We start from the raw sequence: 15067 nt of genomic DNA on the forward strand, positions 1-15067 counted from the left end.
TGGGGGCCGGGTCAGATGCCCAGGTCCTTGATGATCTTGGCGACGTGGCCGGTCGCCTTGACGTTGTAGAAGGCGTGCTCGACCTTGCCGGTCTCGTCGACGACGACCGTGGAGCGGATGACGCCGGTGACGGTCTTGCCGTACAGCTTCTTCTCGCCGAAGGCGCCGTATGCCTCCAGGGTCTCCTTGGAGGGGTCGCCGACCAGCGTGACCTTGAGGTTCTCCTGCTCGCGGAACTTGGCCAGCTTCTCCGGCTTGTCGGGGGACACGCCGATGACGTCGTACCCCGCCGAGGCGAGTACGTCGAGGTTGTCCGTGAAGTCGCAGGCCTGCTTGGTGCAGCCGGGGGTAAGCGCTGCCGGGTAGAAGTAGACGATGACCTTGCGGCCCTTGTGATCGGCCAGGGAGACCTCGTTGCCGTCCGCGTCCGGCAGGGTGAACGCCGGGGCCGTGTCGCCGGGGGTGAGTCGCTCGCTCATCTTTCGGTCTCCTCGCACAGGATGCTGCGTAAGCAGGATGCTCGTAAAACATGTGGTGACGGAGTCGAGCGTAATAGGGGTGCCGTGGGGTGCGGCGGGCGTGGAGCTGACAGACTGTCGGCGATACGTACAGAAGGCCCGGGTAGAACAGACAGCCGGACACGATCACGGAGGCAGCGCGGTGGCGGACACGTCGGACACCAGGACCCCGGCGCAGATCGAGGCGGACATCAAGCGCCGTCGCGTGACGCTCGCCGAGACGCTCGACGAGATCGGGGTGCGGGTGCACCCGAAGACGATCGTCGGGGACGCGAAGGCCAAGGTCGTCGCGAGTGTGGACAACTCCCTCGGTCGGGCGTACGTCGGTGCCAACCGCGTCGTCTCCGATGTGCGGGCCCAGCTGGTGACCGAGGACGGTGCGCCGCGTCTGGAGCGCGTCGTGCCCGTGGCGCTGGTGGTCGTGGGGCTCGTGGGGCTGCTCGCGGTGAGTTCGCGGCGCCGCAAGGACTGACCCGGGAGCGTCCGGGCGCGCCGTGGGCAGGTAGGTTCGGGGCGTGAGCGCCAAAAGCCAGGGACAAAGCCCCCACGACGACAAGCTGCCCATCCGGATGCTGCACGACCGCGTGCTCGTGCGGCAGGACACCGCCGAGGGCGAGCGCAAGTCGGGCGGCGGCATCCTGATCCCCGCGACCGCCGCCGTCGGCAGGCGGCTCGCGTGGGCCGAGGTGGTCGCCGTGGGGCAGAACGTGCGGGCGGTGGAGCCGGGTGACCGTGTCCTCTACGACCCGGAGGACCGGGCCGAGGTGGAGGTGCGGGGTGTGTCGTACGTGCTGATGCGCGAGCGGGATCTGCACGCCGTGGCCGCCGATCGCTTCGAGGGCTCCGAGGATTCGACCGGGCTGTATCTGTAGCGGTCAGTGAACATGCGCGAGGGGCTGGTGATCATCGTCACCAGCCCCTTCCGCGCGTCATTTGCTACCTTTTAAGGACCCGACGAGACGCGCCGTACCGGGTTTCCGCAAAGACGACGCACCCCCATTCAAGTGACGCGAGATCGCGTCTCTACGTGTCGGAGGTGCCGTCGTGGCCTGGGTTCTGTTGATCGTCGCCGGTCTGCTCGAAGTGGGCTGGTCGATCGGGATGAAGTACACCGAGGGGTTCACCCGGCTGTGGCCGAGCGTGTTCACGGGCCTCGGAATCGTCGCGAGCATGATGCTGCTCTCCCACGCCGCCAAGACGCTGCCCATCGGCACGGCGTACGGCGTCTGGGTCGGCATCGGCGCCGCCGGTGCGGCGGTGCTCGGCATGGTGATCCTGGGCGAGCCCGTCACCGCCGCCCGGATCTTCTTCGTCGTGCTGCTGCTCGTCGCCGTGGTGGGCCTGAAGGCGACGTCGGGTCACTAGCAGATGACCTCCCGGCGGCGCCGGGCTGCCGCCAGGACGCCGCCGGGACCGCCGTCAGTACCCCGGACCCCCGTCGCCCTTCCTTCTGTAGGTCGCCGCGTTGTCCGGGAAGCCGCCCACGGCACCCTCGGCGACGCCCGTACCGCCGTCGGCGGCGCCGCCGTCCGTCTGGCCGCCCTGTGTGGCGCCCGGGTCGGTGGGGGTGCCTCCGTCGGTCGCTCCGCCGTCGGCGGTGGCACCGCCGTCCGTCGTCGGGCCCTGCGTCTGCCCCTGGTCCTGGCCCTGCGTCTGGCCCTGGTCCTGGCCTTGGGTCTGCCCCTGGTCCTGGCCCTGCGTCTGGCCCTGGTCCTGACCCTGGGTCTGGCCCTCGTCCAGGCCCGGCGTCTCGCCGCCGGTGGCCGCCCCGCCGGTCGCCGGGTCCTCCTCGGTGGCCGAGGGGTCCGGGATCTCCGGTACGTCGGCGCCTTCCTCCACGTCCAGTTCGAAGTCCTGGATCGGCTCGTCCTGGAGGGCCTCCCTGGTGAACTGCGCCCAGATCTGCGCGGGGAAGGCGCCGCCGTTGATGCGGGGCTGGCCGAGGGCCCCGTACAGCGGGGTGTGGGCGCCGGTGTCGGGGTTCTGGCCCATCACGGAGACGACGGTGGCCAGTTCGGGGGTGTAGCCCGCGAACCAGGCCGCCTTGTCCTCCTCGGCGGTGCCGGTCTTGCCCGCCGCCGGGCGGCCCGCGGCCTGCGCGGCCGTGCCGGTGCCGCCGTCGACGACGCTCTGCAGGATGGACGTGGTGGTGTCGGCGGCCTCGCGGCTGACGGCCTGCGCGGTCTTCGGCTCCGGGAGTTCGATCTCCTGGCCGTCCTTGGTGACCTTGGCGACCATCGTGTACGTGGGGTGCTTGCCGTGGTTGGCGAGCGTCGCGTACGCCTCGGTCATGTCCAGGACGGATGCCGTGGACGGGCCGAGCGCGATGGACGGGGACGCGGTCAGGTCGGGCGTGCCCGAGGGGACGCCGAGGGCGACCGCGGTGTCCTTGACCTTGTCCGAGCCGACGTCGACGGCCATCTGCGCGTAGACCGAGTTGACGGACTTGTCGGTGGCGGTGCTGACGGTGATGTCGCCGTAGTTGACGTCGTCCTCGTTCTCGGGGGCGTACGCGCCGCCGTCCCAGCCCTGCACGGGTCGCTTGTTGGTGCCGTCGTAGATCGTGTTCGGGGTGATCGTGCGGCCGTCCTGGGTGACCGAGCCGTTCTCCACGGCCGAGGTGAAGACGAACGGCTTGAAGGTGGAGCCCACTTGGTAGTCACGGCGCGTGGCGTTGTTGACGTACTGCTTGGTGTAGTCGATGCCGCCGTACATCGCGACGACCTCGCCGGTCTTCGGGTCGATCGACGCGCCGCCCGCGCGGACGTTGCGGTCGACCTTGCGGGCATCCTTGTCGACCTTGGACATCACCTGGTCGTCGACGGCCTTCTTGAAGGCGTCCTGGCGGTCCTTCTGGAGGGTGGTGGTGATGCGGTAGCCGCCCTTGGCCAGAGTGTCCTCGTCGACGATCTTGTTGGACGTCAGATAGTCCTCGACGGCCTGCACGAGATAGCCGCGCTGCCCGGAGAGGCCGGACGCGCCCTTGGCCTCCTTCGGTGCGGGGAAGTCGGCCTTCGCCCGTGCGGAGGCGCTGAGCCACCCTTCCTTGACCATGCCGTCCAGGACGTAGTTCCAGCGGGCCACGGCACGCGGCTTGTTCTCCGGGTGGGTCGCCACGTCGTACGCGTTGGGGGAGTTGAGGAGTGTCGCCAGATAGGCGCCCTGGGAGGTGTTGAGGTCCTTCACGTTCTTGCCGAAGTACGCCTGGGCGGCGGCCTGCACGCCGTACGCGTTGCGCCCGAAGTAGCTGGTGTTCAGATACCCGGCGAGGATGTCGTCCTTGCTCACCTCGCGGTCCAGCTTGATGGAGATGAAGAACTCCTTGGCCTTGCGGGTGACCGTCTGCTCCTGGCCGAGGTAGTAGTTCTTCACGAACTGCTGGGTGATCGTCGAACCGGACTGCTTTCCCTTGCCGGTGACGGTGTTGTAGGCGGCGCGGATCATCGCCTTGGGGTCGACGGCGGACTCGCTGTAGAAGTCCCGGTCCTCGGCGGCGAGCGCGGCGTGCTGGACCTCCTTGGGGATCTGGCTCAGCGGTACGTTCTCGCGGTTGACCTCGCCGTCGCGGGCCAGCTGGCTGCCGTCGGCGTAGAGATAGACGTTGCTCTGCGCGGTAGCCGCTGTGTTGGCCGGGGGGATCTCGACGATCATGTAGCCCGCGGCGAAGCCGCCGACGCAGAGCAGGATCAGCAGGATGAATCCGCCGAGCACCATGCGCCAGGTGGGGAAGATCCGCCGCCAGCCCTTGCGTTTGGGGCGCTTCTTCTTGCCCTTCTTGCCGGTGCCGTCGGTGCCGGTCGCGCCTTCCGGGCCGCCTTCCGGGGATGCGGCGGTGTTCGCCGGGGTGCCGGCCGGGGGAGTGGCCGGGGGGTCCACGGGTTCGCGGGGTGCCCAGCCCTCGGGCTCTTTGCCACCCGGCTGCTGCGGCTCGTCGCTGCTGCTCATGTCTCGTGGAACTCCCGGTTCGCGTCGTACGTCACGTACGCCTCGTACGACCCATTGCACACTGTCGCTTCACGCGTTCCCTGCCAGGCACGCGCCGAGCGCCGAAAATGCCTGGCACGAGCGGTGACGACCGCACTAGGCTCCGTCTCTTTGGTCCGGATCGGGCACGGCGTTCGGCGTAGCTCGTCGAAGGTCTCGTCAAAGCTCTGCTCTCGTCAAAGCTCTCGTTAAAGGGGATGCGTGTGCGTACAGGACGGTTCCGCTTGTACGCGGCCGTCGCCCGAAGCGGCTTCAGGCGGTACGCGACCTACCGGACGGCCACCCTGGCGGGGGTTTTCACCAACACCGTCTTCGGTCTCATTCTCGCCTACACCTATATCGCCCTGTGGGACGAGCGGCCAGGGCTCGGCGGATACGACCAGGCGCAGGCGCTGACGTTCGTCTGGCTGGGGCAGGCGCTGCTCACGGTGATGGCGCTGATGGGCGGCGGCTTCGAGGGCGAGCTGATCGAACGGATCCGCACCGGGGACATCGCCGTGGACCTGTACCGGCCCGCCGACCTGCAGCTCTGGTGGCTCGCGACCGACCTGGGCCGGGCCCTGTTCCAGCTGCTCGGGCGCGGTGTCGTGCCGATGGTCGTCGGTGCCCTCGTCTTCGACCTGGCCCTGCCCGCCGAACCGGAACGCTGGCTCGCGTTCCTGATCGCCGTGTTCCTCGGGGTGCTCGTGAGCTTCGCGATCCGCTTCCTGGTGGCGCTCTCCGCGTTCTGGCTGATGGACGGCGCGGGCACCGCCCAGGTGGCGATGCTCGCGGGCACCTTCTTCTCCGGGATGCTGCTTCCCCTGAACGTCTTTCCGGGGGCGCTCGGCGAGGTCGCCCGGGCGCTGCCCTGGTCGGCGCTGCTCCAGGTGCCCGCCGACGTGTTCCTCGGCAAGCACACGGGCGTGGACCTCCTGGAGACATACGCCTTCCAGATCGGCTGGGCCGCGGTGCTGCTGACGGCCGGGCGGCTGTTGCAGGCCGTGGCCACGCGACGGGTGGTGGTCCAGGGTGGATGACCTCACACAGGCGCGGAACGGCCCCGCACGGGCACGCCACGGCCTCACGCAGGTGCGGGACGGGCTGCGGGCCTACCGGCTGATCTCCGGCATGTGGATCCGCTCCCTGATGGCCTACCGCCTCTCGTTCGCGATGACCGCGTTCGGCAACTTCGCGGTGACCGCGTTCGACTTCGCGGCGATCCTGCTGATGTTCTCGCAGGTGGACCGGCTCGGCGGCTACTCGCTCTCCGAGATCGCCTTCCTGTACGGCGCCTCGTGCACGTCGTTCGGGGTCGCGGACCTCGCTCTGGGGTCCATGGACCGGCTCGGCAAGCGGGTGCGCGACGGCACGCTCGACACGCTCCTGGTGCGGCCCGCCCCGGTGATCGCGCAGGTCGCCGCCGACCGCTTCGGCCTGCACCGCCTCGGGCGCGTGACGCAGGGCGCGCTCGTCCTCGCGTACTCGCTCGTGGTCCTGGACATCTCCTGGACCCCGCTGAAGGTCCTGATGGTCCCGCTGATGCTGCTGTGCGGCGCGGGCATCTTCGCGGCGGTGTTCGTGGCGGGCGCGGCCTTCCAGTTCGCGGCGCAGGACGCGGCCGAGGTGCAGAACGCCTTCACGTACGGCGGCACCACGCTGCTCCAGTTCCCGCCGACGGTCTTCGCCAGGGACCTGGTGCGCGGCGTCACCTTCATCCTGCCGCTGGCCTTCGTGAACTGGATTCCGGCGCTGTACGTCCTCGGGCGGCCCTATCCGCTGGACCTGCCGGCGTGGACCGCCTTCACGCCGCCGCTGGTGGCCGCCGTCCTGCTCGCCCTCGCGGGCCTCGCCTGGCGCACCGGCCTTCGTTCGTACCGCAGTACAGGGAGCTGAACTTCCGTGTCCACAGATCTCATTGAGCTCGACGGCGTCGAGAAGGTCTTCGACGTACGCAAGAAGACCGGCTTCCTGCGGCGCGAGAAGCACGAGGTGCGTGCCGTCGACGGCATCTCCTTCACCGTGCCGCGCGGCGAGATGGTCGGCTACATCGGCCCGAACGGCGCGGGCAAGTCGACGACGATCAAGATGCTGACCGGCATCCTGACCCCGAGCGGCGGCCGGCTGCGAGTCGCGGGCATCGACCCGTCCCGCGAGCGCACCCGCCTGGCGCGGCGGATCGGCGTGGTCTTCGGCCAGCGCACCACCCTGTGGTGGGACCTGCCGCTGATCGACTCGTACCGCCTGATGCACCGCATGTACCGCATCCCGGACGCCCGCTTCAGGGAGAACCTCGACCGGTGCGTCGAACTCCTTGAGCTGGCCGAGCTGTTGGACGTGCCGGTGCGTCAGCTCTCGCTGGGCCAGCGGATGCGCGGGGACATCGCGGCGGCGCTGCTGCACGACCCCGAGGTGCTCTATCTCGACGAGCCGACGATCGGTCTCGACGTGATCAGCAAGGCCAAAGTGCGCGGATTCCTGCGGGACTTGAACGCGGAGTCGGGCACGACGGTCCTGCTCACCACGCACGACCTGACCGACATCGAGCAGCTGTGCAAGCGGGTGATGGTCATCGACCACGGCCGCCTGATGTACGACGGCCCGCTCGGCGGTCTGCACGAGGCGGGGGAGAGCGAGCGGACCCTGGTCGTGGACCTGGAGCGCGAACTTCCGCCCATCGAGGTCGAGTCGGCGCGGGTGGTCAAAGTGGAGGGCCCGCGGCAGTGGCTCGCCTTCCCCGCGGCGGAGTCGGCAGCTCCGCTTGTCGCCCGGGTCGCCGAGCGGTATCCGATGGTCGACCTCTCGGTCAGGGAACCGGACATCGAGGCGGTCATCGCCAAGATGTACGCGGACAAGGCGACCTCGTAGGCTGCTCGTATGACCGACGAGCAGCCGCATCTCCCCGACCTCCGGGCCGCCGACGCCGACCGCGAGCGTGTCGCCGAACGACTCCGTGACGCGGTGGCCGAGGGCCGTCTCGACATGGAGGAGTTCGAGGAGCGCCTGGAGGCGACGTACAAGGCCCGTACGTACGGCGAGCTTGAGCCGATCACGCGGGATCTGCCCGCGGTGAACGCCAAGGTGTCCATGGTGAAGGGCCCGGTGAGCGACGATCCCGCCGCCATCGACTGGTCCGAGCGGATGGTGGGCGGCGAACCGACGTCGAAGCTCGGCTTCGCCTTCTGGGGCGGGTTCGGCCGCAAGGGCGGCTGGGTGGTCGGCCGGCAGTTCGACGGGATCGCCATCTGGGGCGGCGGCGAGATCGACCTGCGCGAGGCGCGGTTCACGGAGCGCGACGTGGAGATCCGCTGCTGGACCCTCATGGGCGGCATGCAGGTCATCGTGCCGCCGGAGATGACCGTCGTCGTCAAGGGCTTCGGCTTCATGGGCGGCTTCGACGACAAGGCGACCGGCGAGGGCACTCCCGGCTCGCCCCGCGTGGTCGTCAAGGGCTTCGCCCTGATGGGCGGCGTCGGCGTGGACCGCAAGATCCGCCGGGTGGAGAAGCTGCGCCTGAAGGAGGAGCGGCGCCGCGAGCGTCTGGACAGACGCGAGGAGCGGCGCGAGCTCCAGATGCGCAAGCGCGAGGAGCGGGGCTGAGGGACGGGGCTGAGGGACGGGGCTCAGTCGTTGGACCGAGCCCCTGGCGGCAGCCCCGGTACGGCTACAGCTCGGCGGCCGCGGAACCGCGCAGCTGCGTCAGGTTGAACGTCTGCGCCATCCGCCGGTAGCCCTCGTCGCTCGGGTGCAGGTGGTCACCGGAGTCGTACTGGGTGCGCAGCTTGCGGGGGTCGTACGGGTCCCGCAGCGCCCGGTCGAAGTCGACGAACTCGTCGAAGACCTTGCCGTCGCGGATCTGCTCGTTCACCGCCTGGCGGACGTTCTCGAGCGCCGGCTCGTAGCCCCGGTGGCCGCCGAACGGCATCAGGGTCGCCCCGACGACCCGCAGTCCGCGGGTGTGCGCCTGCCGGGTCAGCTCCCGCAGGCCCTCCACGATGCGGTCGGGGTTGTTCTGGTGCGGGTTGCGCAGGATGTCGTTGACGCCGAGCGCCACGACGACGGCCTTGACGCCCGACCGGTCGAGCACGTCGCGGTCGAAGCGCGAGAGGCCGCTCGGGTTGTCCGCGGGCGTGCCGTTCCCGTCCGAGAGGACGCGGTTGCCGCTGATGCCCGCGTTCACCACGCCGTAGCGCGGGCCGCCCGACTCGTCGCGCAGGCGGGTGGCGAGGCCGTCGGTCCAGCGGGCGTTGGCGCCCATGGTGGAGGAGATGCCGTCGGTGAGCGAGTCACCGAAGACGACGACGGTGCCGTCCGCCTCGTTGCTCAGGACGTCCACGGCCGAGAGGTAGCGCCAGGAGGTGCTCTGCTGGTTGTACGCGGCGCTGTTCGGGTCTTCCGTACGGTCCCCGTCGGCGACGTAGCTGACCTGGCGGGCGTGCGGGTGGAAGGTCACCGGCCCGGAGGGGGTCGGCGAGTACGTCGTGACCAGGAGGTCGCTGGCGTGCGGCACGCGCATCCGGACCGCGTCGCTCATCACCTGCTGGCCCGCGGGGATCACCACGGACGTGTTGCCGTTGAAGTTCAGGCGGCGCAGGGTGCCGGGCGCGGCGGCCGGGTTGTTCGAACCGACGGCGACGGCTATGGAGGCGTGGGTGATGCTCAGCGGCTGCTGCCCGTACAGGTTCGACAGGGTGATGCGGGCGCTGTTGCCGCCCACGCTGGTGTGCACGACGTTGCGGATGGACTTGCCCGCGAAGCCGTTGCGCTGCGTGTTTGGTTCGGCCGCCGCGGGGGATGCGGCCCAAGAGCCGACCCACGTGCCCGCGGAAGCGGGCGCGGCGGAGTTGCGCGGGCCTCGGGGCCCTGCGCTGATGGTGTCCTGAGATCCGTCGTCGGTCGATACACCGAGATATATGGCGGCGGAAATCACCACTATTACCGCGAGGACCGCGGCAAGCAGGGCATAACCGTGACGCTTGGTCATGCGGGCTGTGTCTCCTCGAGCAGGGGGAGCCTGATCGAGGCTCCGATGTGATCACCCCATGATGCGTCATGGGCCGTGAGGCGGCCGACACTGCCCCCCTCCGACCATTCAGACGCCGGGAACTTGTGGTCCGTTCCAGGAGTCGGTCAGGAAGGGGTGCAGAGAGACGGGGACAATACGGATGACGACGCCGCGAACCACGCAAACGGGCCAGGTGGAGTGAGTGGAACGTACGAATCGATCATTTCCGGATGATGCGGCTAAAGCGGGGCCTGCCGGACAGCCTTCCCGTGAGTCCCGCCCGGCAATCGGCGGCCCCACGGACTCCGGCGCGGGCGTCAGCTCAGGCTCCGGTCCCGGTCCCGGTCCCGGCTCCGGCATGGGAGCCGGCGGATTCACGTACAGCCCCGCTGACGAGGAGAAACGGCGCGGCGTCCGCCGGATGAAGATCACCGCGACGGGCCTGTTGGTCTTCGTCGCGCTCGTCTACGTACTCGCCAAATGGGCGCAGAACTCGGGCGCGGGCGCCTGGGCGGGCTATGTCGCGGCGGCGGCCGAGGCGGGCATGGTCGGCGCGCTCGCCGACTGGTTCGCGGTGACGGCGCTCTTCCGCCATCCCCTCGGACTGCCCATCCCGCACACGGCGATCATCCCGAACAAAAAGGACCAACTGGGCGTATCCCTGGGCGAGTTCGTGGGTGAGAACTTTCTCTCATCCGATGTCGTACGGGGACGGCTGCGCGCCGTGGGCATCGGAAACCGGCTCGGCACCTGGCTGGCGGACCCCGAACACGCCGACCGGGTGACGGCCGAACTGGCCACGGCGCTGCGCGGCGCCCTGACGGTCCTGCGCGACTCCGACGTCCAGGCGGTCGTCGGCGAGGCCATCACGCGGCGCGCCGATGCCCAGGAGATCGCGCCGGGCATCGGCAAGATGCTGGAGAAGGTCGTCGCCGACGGCGGCCACAAGCGGGTCGTCGACCTGGTCTGCGCCCGCGCCCACGACTGGCTCGTGCTGCACGACGAGTCGGTCATGCAGGCGGTGCAGGGCGGCGCGCCCGGCTGGACCCCGCGATTCGTCGACAAGAAGGTCGGCGAGCGGGTCTACAAGGAACTGCTCCGCTTCCTCGCCGAGATGCGGGACATGCCCGAGCACCCCGCGCGCGGCGCCGTCGACCGCTTCCTGGCCGACTTCGCCGCCGACCTCCAGTCCGACTCGGACACCCGGGAGCGCGTGGAGCGCCTCAAGCGGGAGGTCCTGGGCCGGGGCGAGGTGCAGGACCTGATCGCCTCCGCCTGGTCGGCCGTACGCCAGATGATCGTGGCCGCCGCCGAGGACGAGCAGAGCGAGCTACGCCTGCGGGTGCGGGCCGCGCTGCTCTCGCTGGGCGCGCGGATGGCGACGGACGGGCGGCTCCAGCAGAAGGTCGACGGCTGGGTCGAGGGCGCCGCGGTGTACGTGGTCACGACGTACCGGGACGAGATCACCTCCCTGATCACCGACACCGTCGCGGGCTGGGACGCGGAGCACACGTCGAAGAAGATCGAGGCGCACATCGGGCGTGACCTGCAGTTCATCCGGATCAACGGCACGGTCGTGGGGGCGTTGGCGGGGCTCCTCATCTATTCGGTCTCGCGGCTGCTGGGGGCGTAGGGGGCCTCTCCGGGTGGCTCCAGCGCGCGTGAGGGGGGTTCTGCTGGGCACTCTGGAGTAGCTCTCCCGACGCCGGGAGGGCCGTCGCCCGGACACGGCAGATGCGGCCGGCGACGTGGGACAGCGGAAGGAGCCGCCCGCCATGACCGCGTCGTCGTCCACGCCCGCCCCGCCGCCCGACCGAGAGCGCCCGGGCAACGAGACCGGAACCGTCACCACCGCCGTCCCCGCCCGGCTCGACCGGCTGCCCTGGTCCCGCTGGCACTGGATGATCGTCATCGGCCTCGGCACGGTCTGGATCCTGGACGGCCTGGAAGTCACCACCGTCGGCAACATCGCGAGCCGCCTCTCCGAGGAAGGCAGCGGCCTCGCGATCAGCTCCGCCCAGGTCACCGGCACCGCGGCGGCCCTGTACGTGGCGGGAGCCTGCGCCGGTGCCCTCTTCTTCGGCCGCCTCACGGACAAGTTCGGCCGAAAAAAGCTCTTCATGGTCACTCTCGCGGTGTACCTCGGCGCCACCGCGCTCACCGCACTGTCGTTCGACGCCTGGTGGTTCTTCCTCTTCCGTTTCCTCACCGGCTTCGGCATCGGCGGCGAGTACGCGGCCATCAACTCGGCCATCGACGAACTCATCCCGTCCAAGTACCGCGGCCGGGTCGACCTGATCATCAACGGCAGCTACTGGCTCGGTGCGATCGGCGGCTCGCTGCTCTCCGTCGTCATGCTGAACACGAGCATCTTCCCCAAGGACCTCGGCTGGCGGCTCACGTTCGCCCTCGGGGTCGTCCTCGGCCTGGTCATCCTGCTGGTGCGCAGGCACGTGCCGGAGAGCCCGCGCTGGCAGTTCATCCACGGCCGGGGCGAGGAGGCGGATGCGCTCGTCACGTCGGTGGAGCGGGAGATCGAGGAGGAGAAGGGCGAACGACTGCCGCCGCCCGCGAGCGAGATCACGATCCATCAGCGCAAGAGCATCGGCTTCGGCCTCATCGCGAAGACCGTCTTCCGCGACTACCCCAAGCGGGCGACGCTCGGTCTCTCCCTCTTCGTCGGCCAGGCGTTCCTCTACAACGCGATCACCTTCGGCTTCGGCGCGATCCTCACCAAGTTCTTCGACGTCCCCTCGGGCAGCACGGGCTACTACTTCGCCGTCATCGCGGCGGGCAACTTCCTGGGCCCGCTCTTCCTCGGCAAGCTCTTCGACACGGTCGGCCGCCGGATCATGATCTCGTCGACGTACATCGTCTCGGGTGTCCTGCTCTTCGTCACGGCCTGGCTGTTCGACCGGGGCTCGCTGAGCGCGACGACGCTGACGGCCTGCTGGTGCGTGGTCCTGTTCTTCGCGTCGGCGGGCGCGAGCAGCGCCTACCTCACGGTCTCCGAGATCTTCCCCATGGAGACCAGGGCCATGGCGATCGCCTTCTTCTACGCCATCGGTACGGCCGCCGGCGGCATCAGTGGCCCGCTGATCTTCGCCAAGCTCACGGAGTCGGGCGTGGTCGGCGACACGGTGCTCGCCTTCCAGATCGGCGCGGGCCTGATGTGCGCGGCGGGCCTGGTCGCGGCGGCGTTCGCGGTGAAGGCCGAGCAGCAGTCGCTCGAGGACATCGCGAGGCCGCTCTCGGAGGCGAAGGCTTCGGGGTGAGGGCTTCCGGGTGAGGGCGGCCGGGTGAGGGCTTGCGGGTGAAGGCTTCCGGGCGAGGCGGGTGGGAAGATCCGGGGATGAGCGGAGAGGGAGCGGCGGGGGAGAGGGCGGGGGAGAAGGCGGGGGAAAGCGCGAGGGAGAGGGCGGGGGTTCCGCACAGAGTCGCGGTTCTCGTACGGGACGGCGTGCTGCCCATGGAACTGGGCCTGGTCCACCAGCTGTTCGGCAACGCGCGCTCGCCGCAGGGCACGCGCCTCTACGAACTGACGACCTGCGCCCTGACCCCCGGCAGGATCCGTACGGACGCCGACTTCCCCGTCTACGCCGAGCACGGCCCCGAGGCGTTGGCGGCCGCCGACACGGTGATCGTCCCCGCCTCGCACGAGGAGGACGAGTCGCTGGGGCCCGGCAGGCTCCCGCCCGCCCTCGCCGCGGTGCTCGACTCCGCCTCCGGCGCCCGTATCGCCTCCATCTGCACCGGCGCCTTCGTCCTGGCGGCAGCCGGGCTGCTCGACGGCCGCAGGGCGACGACGCACTGGCTGTCGGCTGACCTTTTCGCCCGTACGTTCCCTGCCGTGACGGTCGACCCGGACGTCCTGTACGTGGACGAGGGGCCCGTCCTCACCTCGGCGGGCGAGGCGGCAGGCATCGACCTCTGCCTGCACATGATCCGCGGCGACCACGGAGCGGCCGTCGCTGCGGAGGTGGCCCGCCGCAACGTCGTACCCCCGCACCGCGAGGGCGGCCAGGCCCAGTACATCCGCCGCCCGCTGGCGGAGCCGCGGCTGACCTCGACGGGCCGGGCCAGACAGTGGGCGCAGGAGCGGCTCGCGGAGCCCCTGACGCTGGCCGAACTCGCCGGGCAGGAGTCCATGAGCATCCGCACCTTCAGCCGCCGCTTCCGCGAGGAGACGGGCCTGACGCCGATGCAGTGGCTGACCCAGCGCCGCGTGGACCGGGCCCGCGAACTCCTGGAGGAGACGGACCGCACGGTCGACCGCATCGCCGCGGAGGCGGGCTTCGGCACGGGCGCGTCGCTGAGGCAGCACTTCCAGGCGGGGCTCGGGGTGTCGCCGGGGGCGTACCGGATGACGTTCCGGGGGACGAGGGGTGCGGGCTGAGGGCAGCCGGGGTGCAGGGTGTTGCGCGGCGTCGCGCGGCGTCGCGCGGCGTCGCGCGGGGTCGGGCCGCGTTGCACGGCGTTGCGCGGGAGCCGATCCGAGTATCCGACTATCTGAGTACGCGTACTCTGTCGCGCCGTCCGGCCGGGTCGGCAGGCTCTGTACGCATGACGGCAAAGTCGATGAACATGAGCGAGCGCGTGAGCCCGCGGGCCATAGGCCTGCGCATGAGCCCGCGCCACGAACTGAGCCCCATAAACCCGCGGAACCTGCTGACGTCCCTGCCCGCCAGCCCGCCCCTGCGGCGCTGGGTGACGCGCGCCCTGGGAGCGGGCCTAGCGGCAGCGGCGTACCTCCTCTGCCTCCCCTGGGACCTGCGCAACCGCCCCGAGACGCCGGGCGCGCTCGACGAGACGTCACCGGTGACGGCGCTGGGCATCACCGGCCTCGCGGTCACGATGCTGGTCCTGGCGGCCTACTTCGGCTTCCGCGACCGCCTCGTACTGGCGCTGCTGCTGGTGGCGGGCCCGCCGGCGACGCTGCTGTACCTCTCCGTCGACAGCCACCCCGAGCCGGACGCGGCGATCCTGCCGCTGCCGCTGGTGTGGGGGCTCTGCGCGCTGGTGATGGGGGCGGGGGTGCTGGCCGTCGCGGGGTTCGCACGGTTGTTCAGGGACAGTGAGGTCTGAACGGTCCGTGCCGTGGGGCCTGAACGGTCCGTGCCGTGGGGCCTGAACGGTCCGGGGGGCAGCGGTGAGGGTTAGACCGAGGCCGTCCGACGGCGATCGGCGAAGGCCCAAGAGGCGAGCCCCACGCCGCCCGCGACCCCGAAGACCGCGGGCCAGGCCCCGACCTTCTTGGCGAGCGGATGCGACCCGGCGAACGCGGCGACGTACGCGGTGCTGAGCGCGGCAGCCGTCCTCGGCCCCGCCTTCTCCCGCCACTGCTGGGCCGCCGCGGCTCCCGCGGCGGCGAGTACGACGCCGCCCAGCGGCCGCTTCTTGGTCCACCGGGCGACGGCGAACCCTCCGACGAGCCCACTGGCGGCCACTGCTGCTGCCGGTACCTTCGCCACGCCTGCCTCGCTTCCACGGCTCCGCCGCCGGCTATCGCCACGGCTTCCACCGATACGCCCTCATGCGCCCTCAATGCGCCTTCGGCCCGAGGCTAACGCGCCAGGAAAGC

General features: G+C 70.3%; 15 protein-coding genes and 1 riboswitch. Of the genes, 11 read left to right on the forward strand and 4 right to left on the reverse strand.

From position 1 onward, the window contains the following. Nucleotides 1–11: 11 nt before the first annotated feature. Nucleotides 12–479: a thioredoxin-dependent thiol peroxidase gene (gene bcp, locus ABZ906_RS29435; RefSeq protein WP_361387710.1), complete on the reverse strand. Its 468-nt coding sequence runs from the start codon at nt 477–479 to the stop codon at nt 12–14. A gap of 181 nt (nt 480–660) precedes the next feature. Between bcp and ABZ906_RS29440 the strand changes: the two genes are divergently transcribed. The 3 genes from ABZ906_RS29440 to ABZ906_RS29450 all read left to right on the forward strand — a co-directional run bounded on the left by ABZ906_RS29440 (nt 661) and on the right by ABZ906_RS29450 (nt 1883). Further along, nucleotides 661–990, forward strand: coding sequence for a DUF3618 domain-containing protein (locus ABZ906_RS29440; protein ID WP_361387713.1), 330 nt, complete (start codon nt 661–663; stop codon nt 988–990). Nucleotides 991–1087: 97 nt separating this feature from the next. Beyond that, nucleotides 1088–1390, forward strand: coding sequence for a co-chaperone GroES (locus ABZ906_RS29445; RefSeq protein ID WP_361186964.1), 303 nt, complete (start codon nt 1088–1090; stop codon nt 1388–1390). A 62-nt stretch (nt 1391–1452) separates the two neighbouring features. Further along, a riboswitch (guanidine-III (ykkC-III) riboswitch) is annotated at nt 1453–1513 on the forward strand. Nucleotides 1514–1562: 49 nt separating this feature from the next. Further along, nucleotides 1563–1883 carry a multidrug efflux SMR transporter gene (locus tag ABZ906_RS29450; protein WP_361186622.1) on the forward strand — a complete coding sequence of 107 codons (321 nt, stop codon included), beginning with the start codon at nt 1563–1565 and terminating at the stop codon, nt 1881–1883. Nucleotides 1884–1937: 54 nt separating this feature from the next. On the opposite strand, the gene ABZ906_RS29455 is transcribed toward ABZ906_RS29450, so the two are convergent. Continuing rightward, on the reverse strand, nt 1938–4463 hold the full coding sequence (locus ABZ906_RS29455) for a transglycosylase domain-containing protein (RefSeq protein ID WP_361387716.1): 2526 nt from the start codon (nt 4461–4463) through the stop codon (nt 1938–1940). A 236-nt stretch (nt 4464–4699) separates the two neighbouring features. Here ABZ906_RS29455 and ABZ906_RS29460 point away from each other — a divergent pair, with 236 nt between their 5' ends. The 4 genes from ABZ906_RS29460 to ABZ906_RS29475 are packed head-to-tail and all read left to right on the forward strand — an operon-like array spanning nt 4700 to nt 8081. Next, nucleotides 4700–5521, forward strand: a complete 822-nt coding sequence (locus ABZ906_RS29460; protein ID WP_361186616.1) for an ABC-2 family transporter protein — start codon at nt 4700–4702, stop codon at nt 5519–5521. Continuing rightward, nucleotides 5514–6377 (forward strand): ABC transporter permease, encoded by an 864-nt coding sequence (locus ABZ906_RS29465; protein WP_361387719.1) that lies wholly within the window; start codon nt 5514–5516, stop codon nt 6375–6377. Before ABZ906_RS29460 ends, ABZ906_RS29465 begins: the two co-directional genes overlap by 8 nt. A gap of 6 nt (nt 6378–6383) precedes the next feature. Further along, nucleotides 6384–7349 carry an ATP-binding cassette domain-containing protein gene (locus ABZ906_RS29470; protein ID WP_361186612.1) on the forward strand — a complete coding sequence of 322 codons (966 nt, stop codon included), beginning with the start codon at nt 6384–6386 and terminating at the stop codon, nt 7347–7349. 9 nt (nt 7350–7358) lie between these two features. Further along, nucleotides 7359–8081 carry a DUF1707 domain-containing protein gene (locus ABZ906_RS29475; protein ID WP_361186610.1) on the forward strand — a complete coding sequence of 241 codons (723 nt, stop codon included), beginning with the start codon at nt 7359–7361 and terminating at the stop codon, nt 8079–8081. Between the two features lie 64 nt (nt 8082–8145). Here the strand turns inward: ABZ906_RS29475 and ABZ906_RS29480 are convergent, their stop codons facing one another. Next, a complete protein-coding gene (locus tag ABZ906_RS29480) occupies nt 8146–9465 on the reverse strand; it encodes an SGNH/GDSL hydrolase family protein (RefSeq protein WP_361387722.1) in 1320 nt (439 codons plus the stop codon). Nucleotides 9466–9844: 379 nt separating this feature from the next. On the opposite strand from ABZ906_RS29480, the gene ABZ906_RS29485 reads away from it, so the two are divergent. The 4 genes from ABZ906_RS29485 (at nt 9845) to ABZ906_RS29500 (ending at nt 14571) form a co-directional block, all read left to right on the forward strand. Next, on the forward strand, nt 9845–11119 hold the full coding sequence (locus ABZ906_RS29485; RefSeq protein WP_361186605.1) for a DUF445 domain-containing protein: 1275 nt from the start codon (nt 9845–9847) through the stop codon (nt 11117–11119). Between the two features lie 142 nt (nt 11120–11261). After that, nucleotides 11262–12761 carry an MFS transporter gene (locus tag ABZ906_RS29490; RefSeq protein WP_361387725.1) on the forward strand — a complete coding sequence of 500 codons (1500 nt, stop codon included), beginning with the start codon at nt 11262–11264 and terminating at the stop codon, nt 12759–12761. A 77-nt stretch (nt 12762–12838) separates the two neighbouring features. Then, complete coding sequence (locus ABZ906_RS29495; protein ID WP_361387728.1) at nt 12839–13882, forward strand: helix-turn-helix domain-containing protein; 1044 nt, start codon at nt 12839–12841, stop codon at nt 13880–13882. 167 nt (nt 13883–14049) lie between these two features. After that, on the forward strand, nt 14050–14571 hold the full coding sequence (locus ABZ906_RS29500) for a hypothetical protein (RefSeq protein WP_361387731.1): 522 nt from the start codon (nt 14050–14052) through the stop codon (nt 14569–14571). Nucleotides 14572–14642: 71 nt separating this feature from the next. Here the strand turns inward: ABZ906_RS29500 and ABZ906_RS29505 are convergent, their stop codons facing one another. Next, nucleotides 14643–14957, reverse strand: coding sequence for a hypothetical protein (locus ABZ906_RS29505; RefSeq protein WP_361186597.1), 315 nt, complete (start codon nt 14955–14957; stop codon nt 14643–14645). Nucleotides 14958–15067 lie beyond the last annotated feature (110 nt).

It is taken from the genome of Streptomyces sp. NPDC046925, assembly GCF_040644915.1.
Classification (GTDB): domain Bacteria; phylum Actinomycetota; class Actinomycetes; order Streptomycetales; family Streptomycetaceae; genus Streptomyces.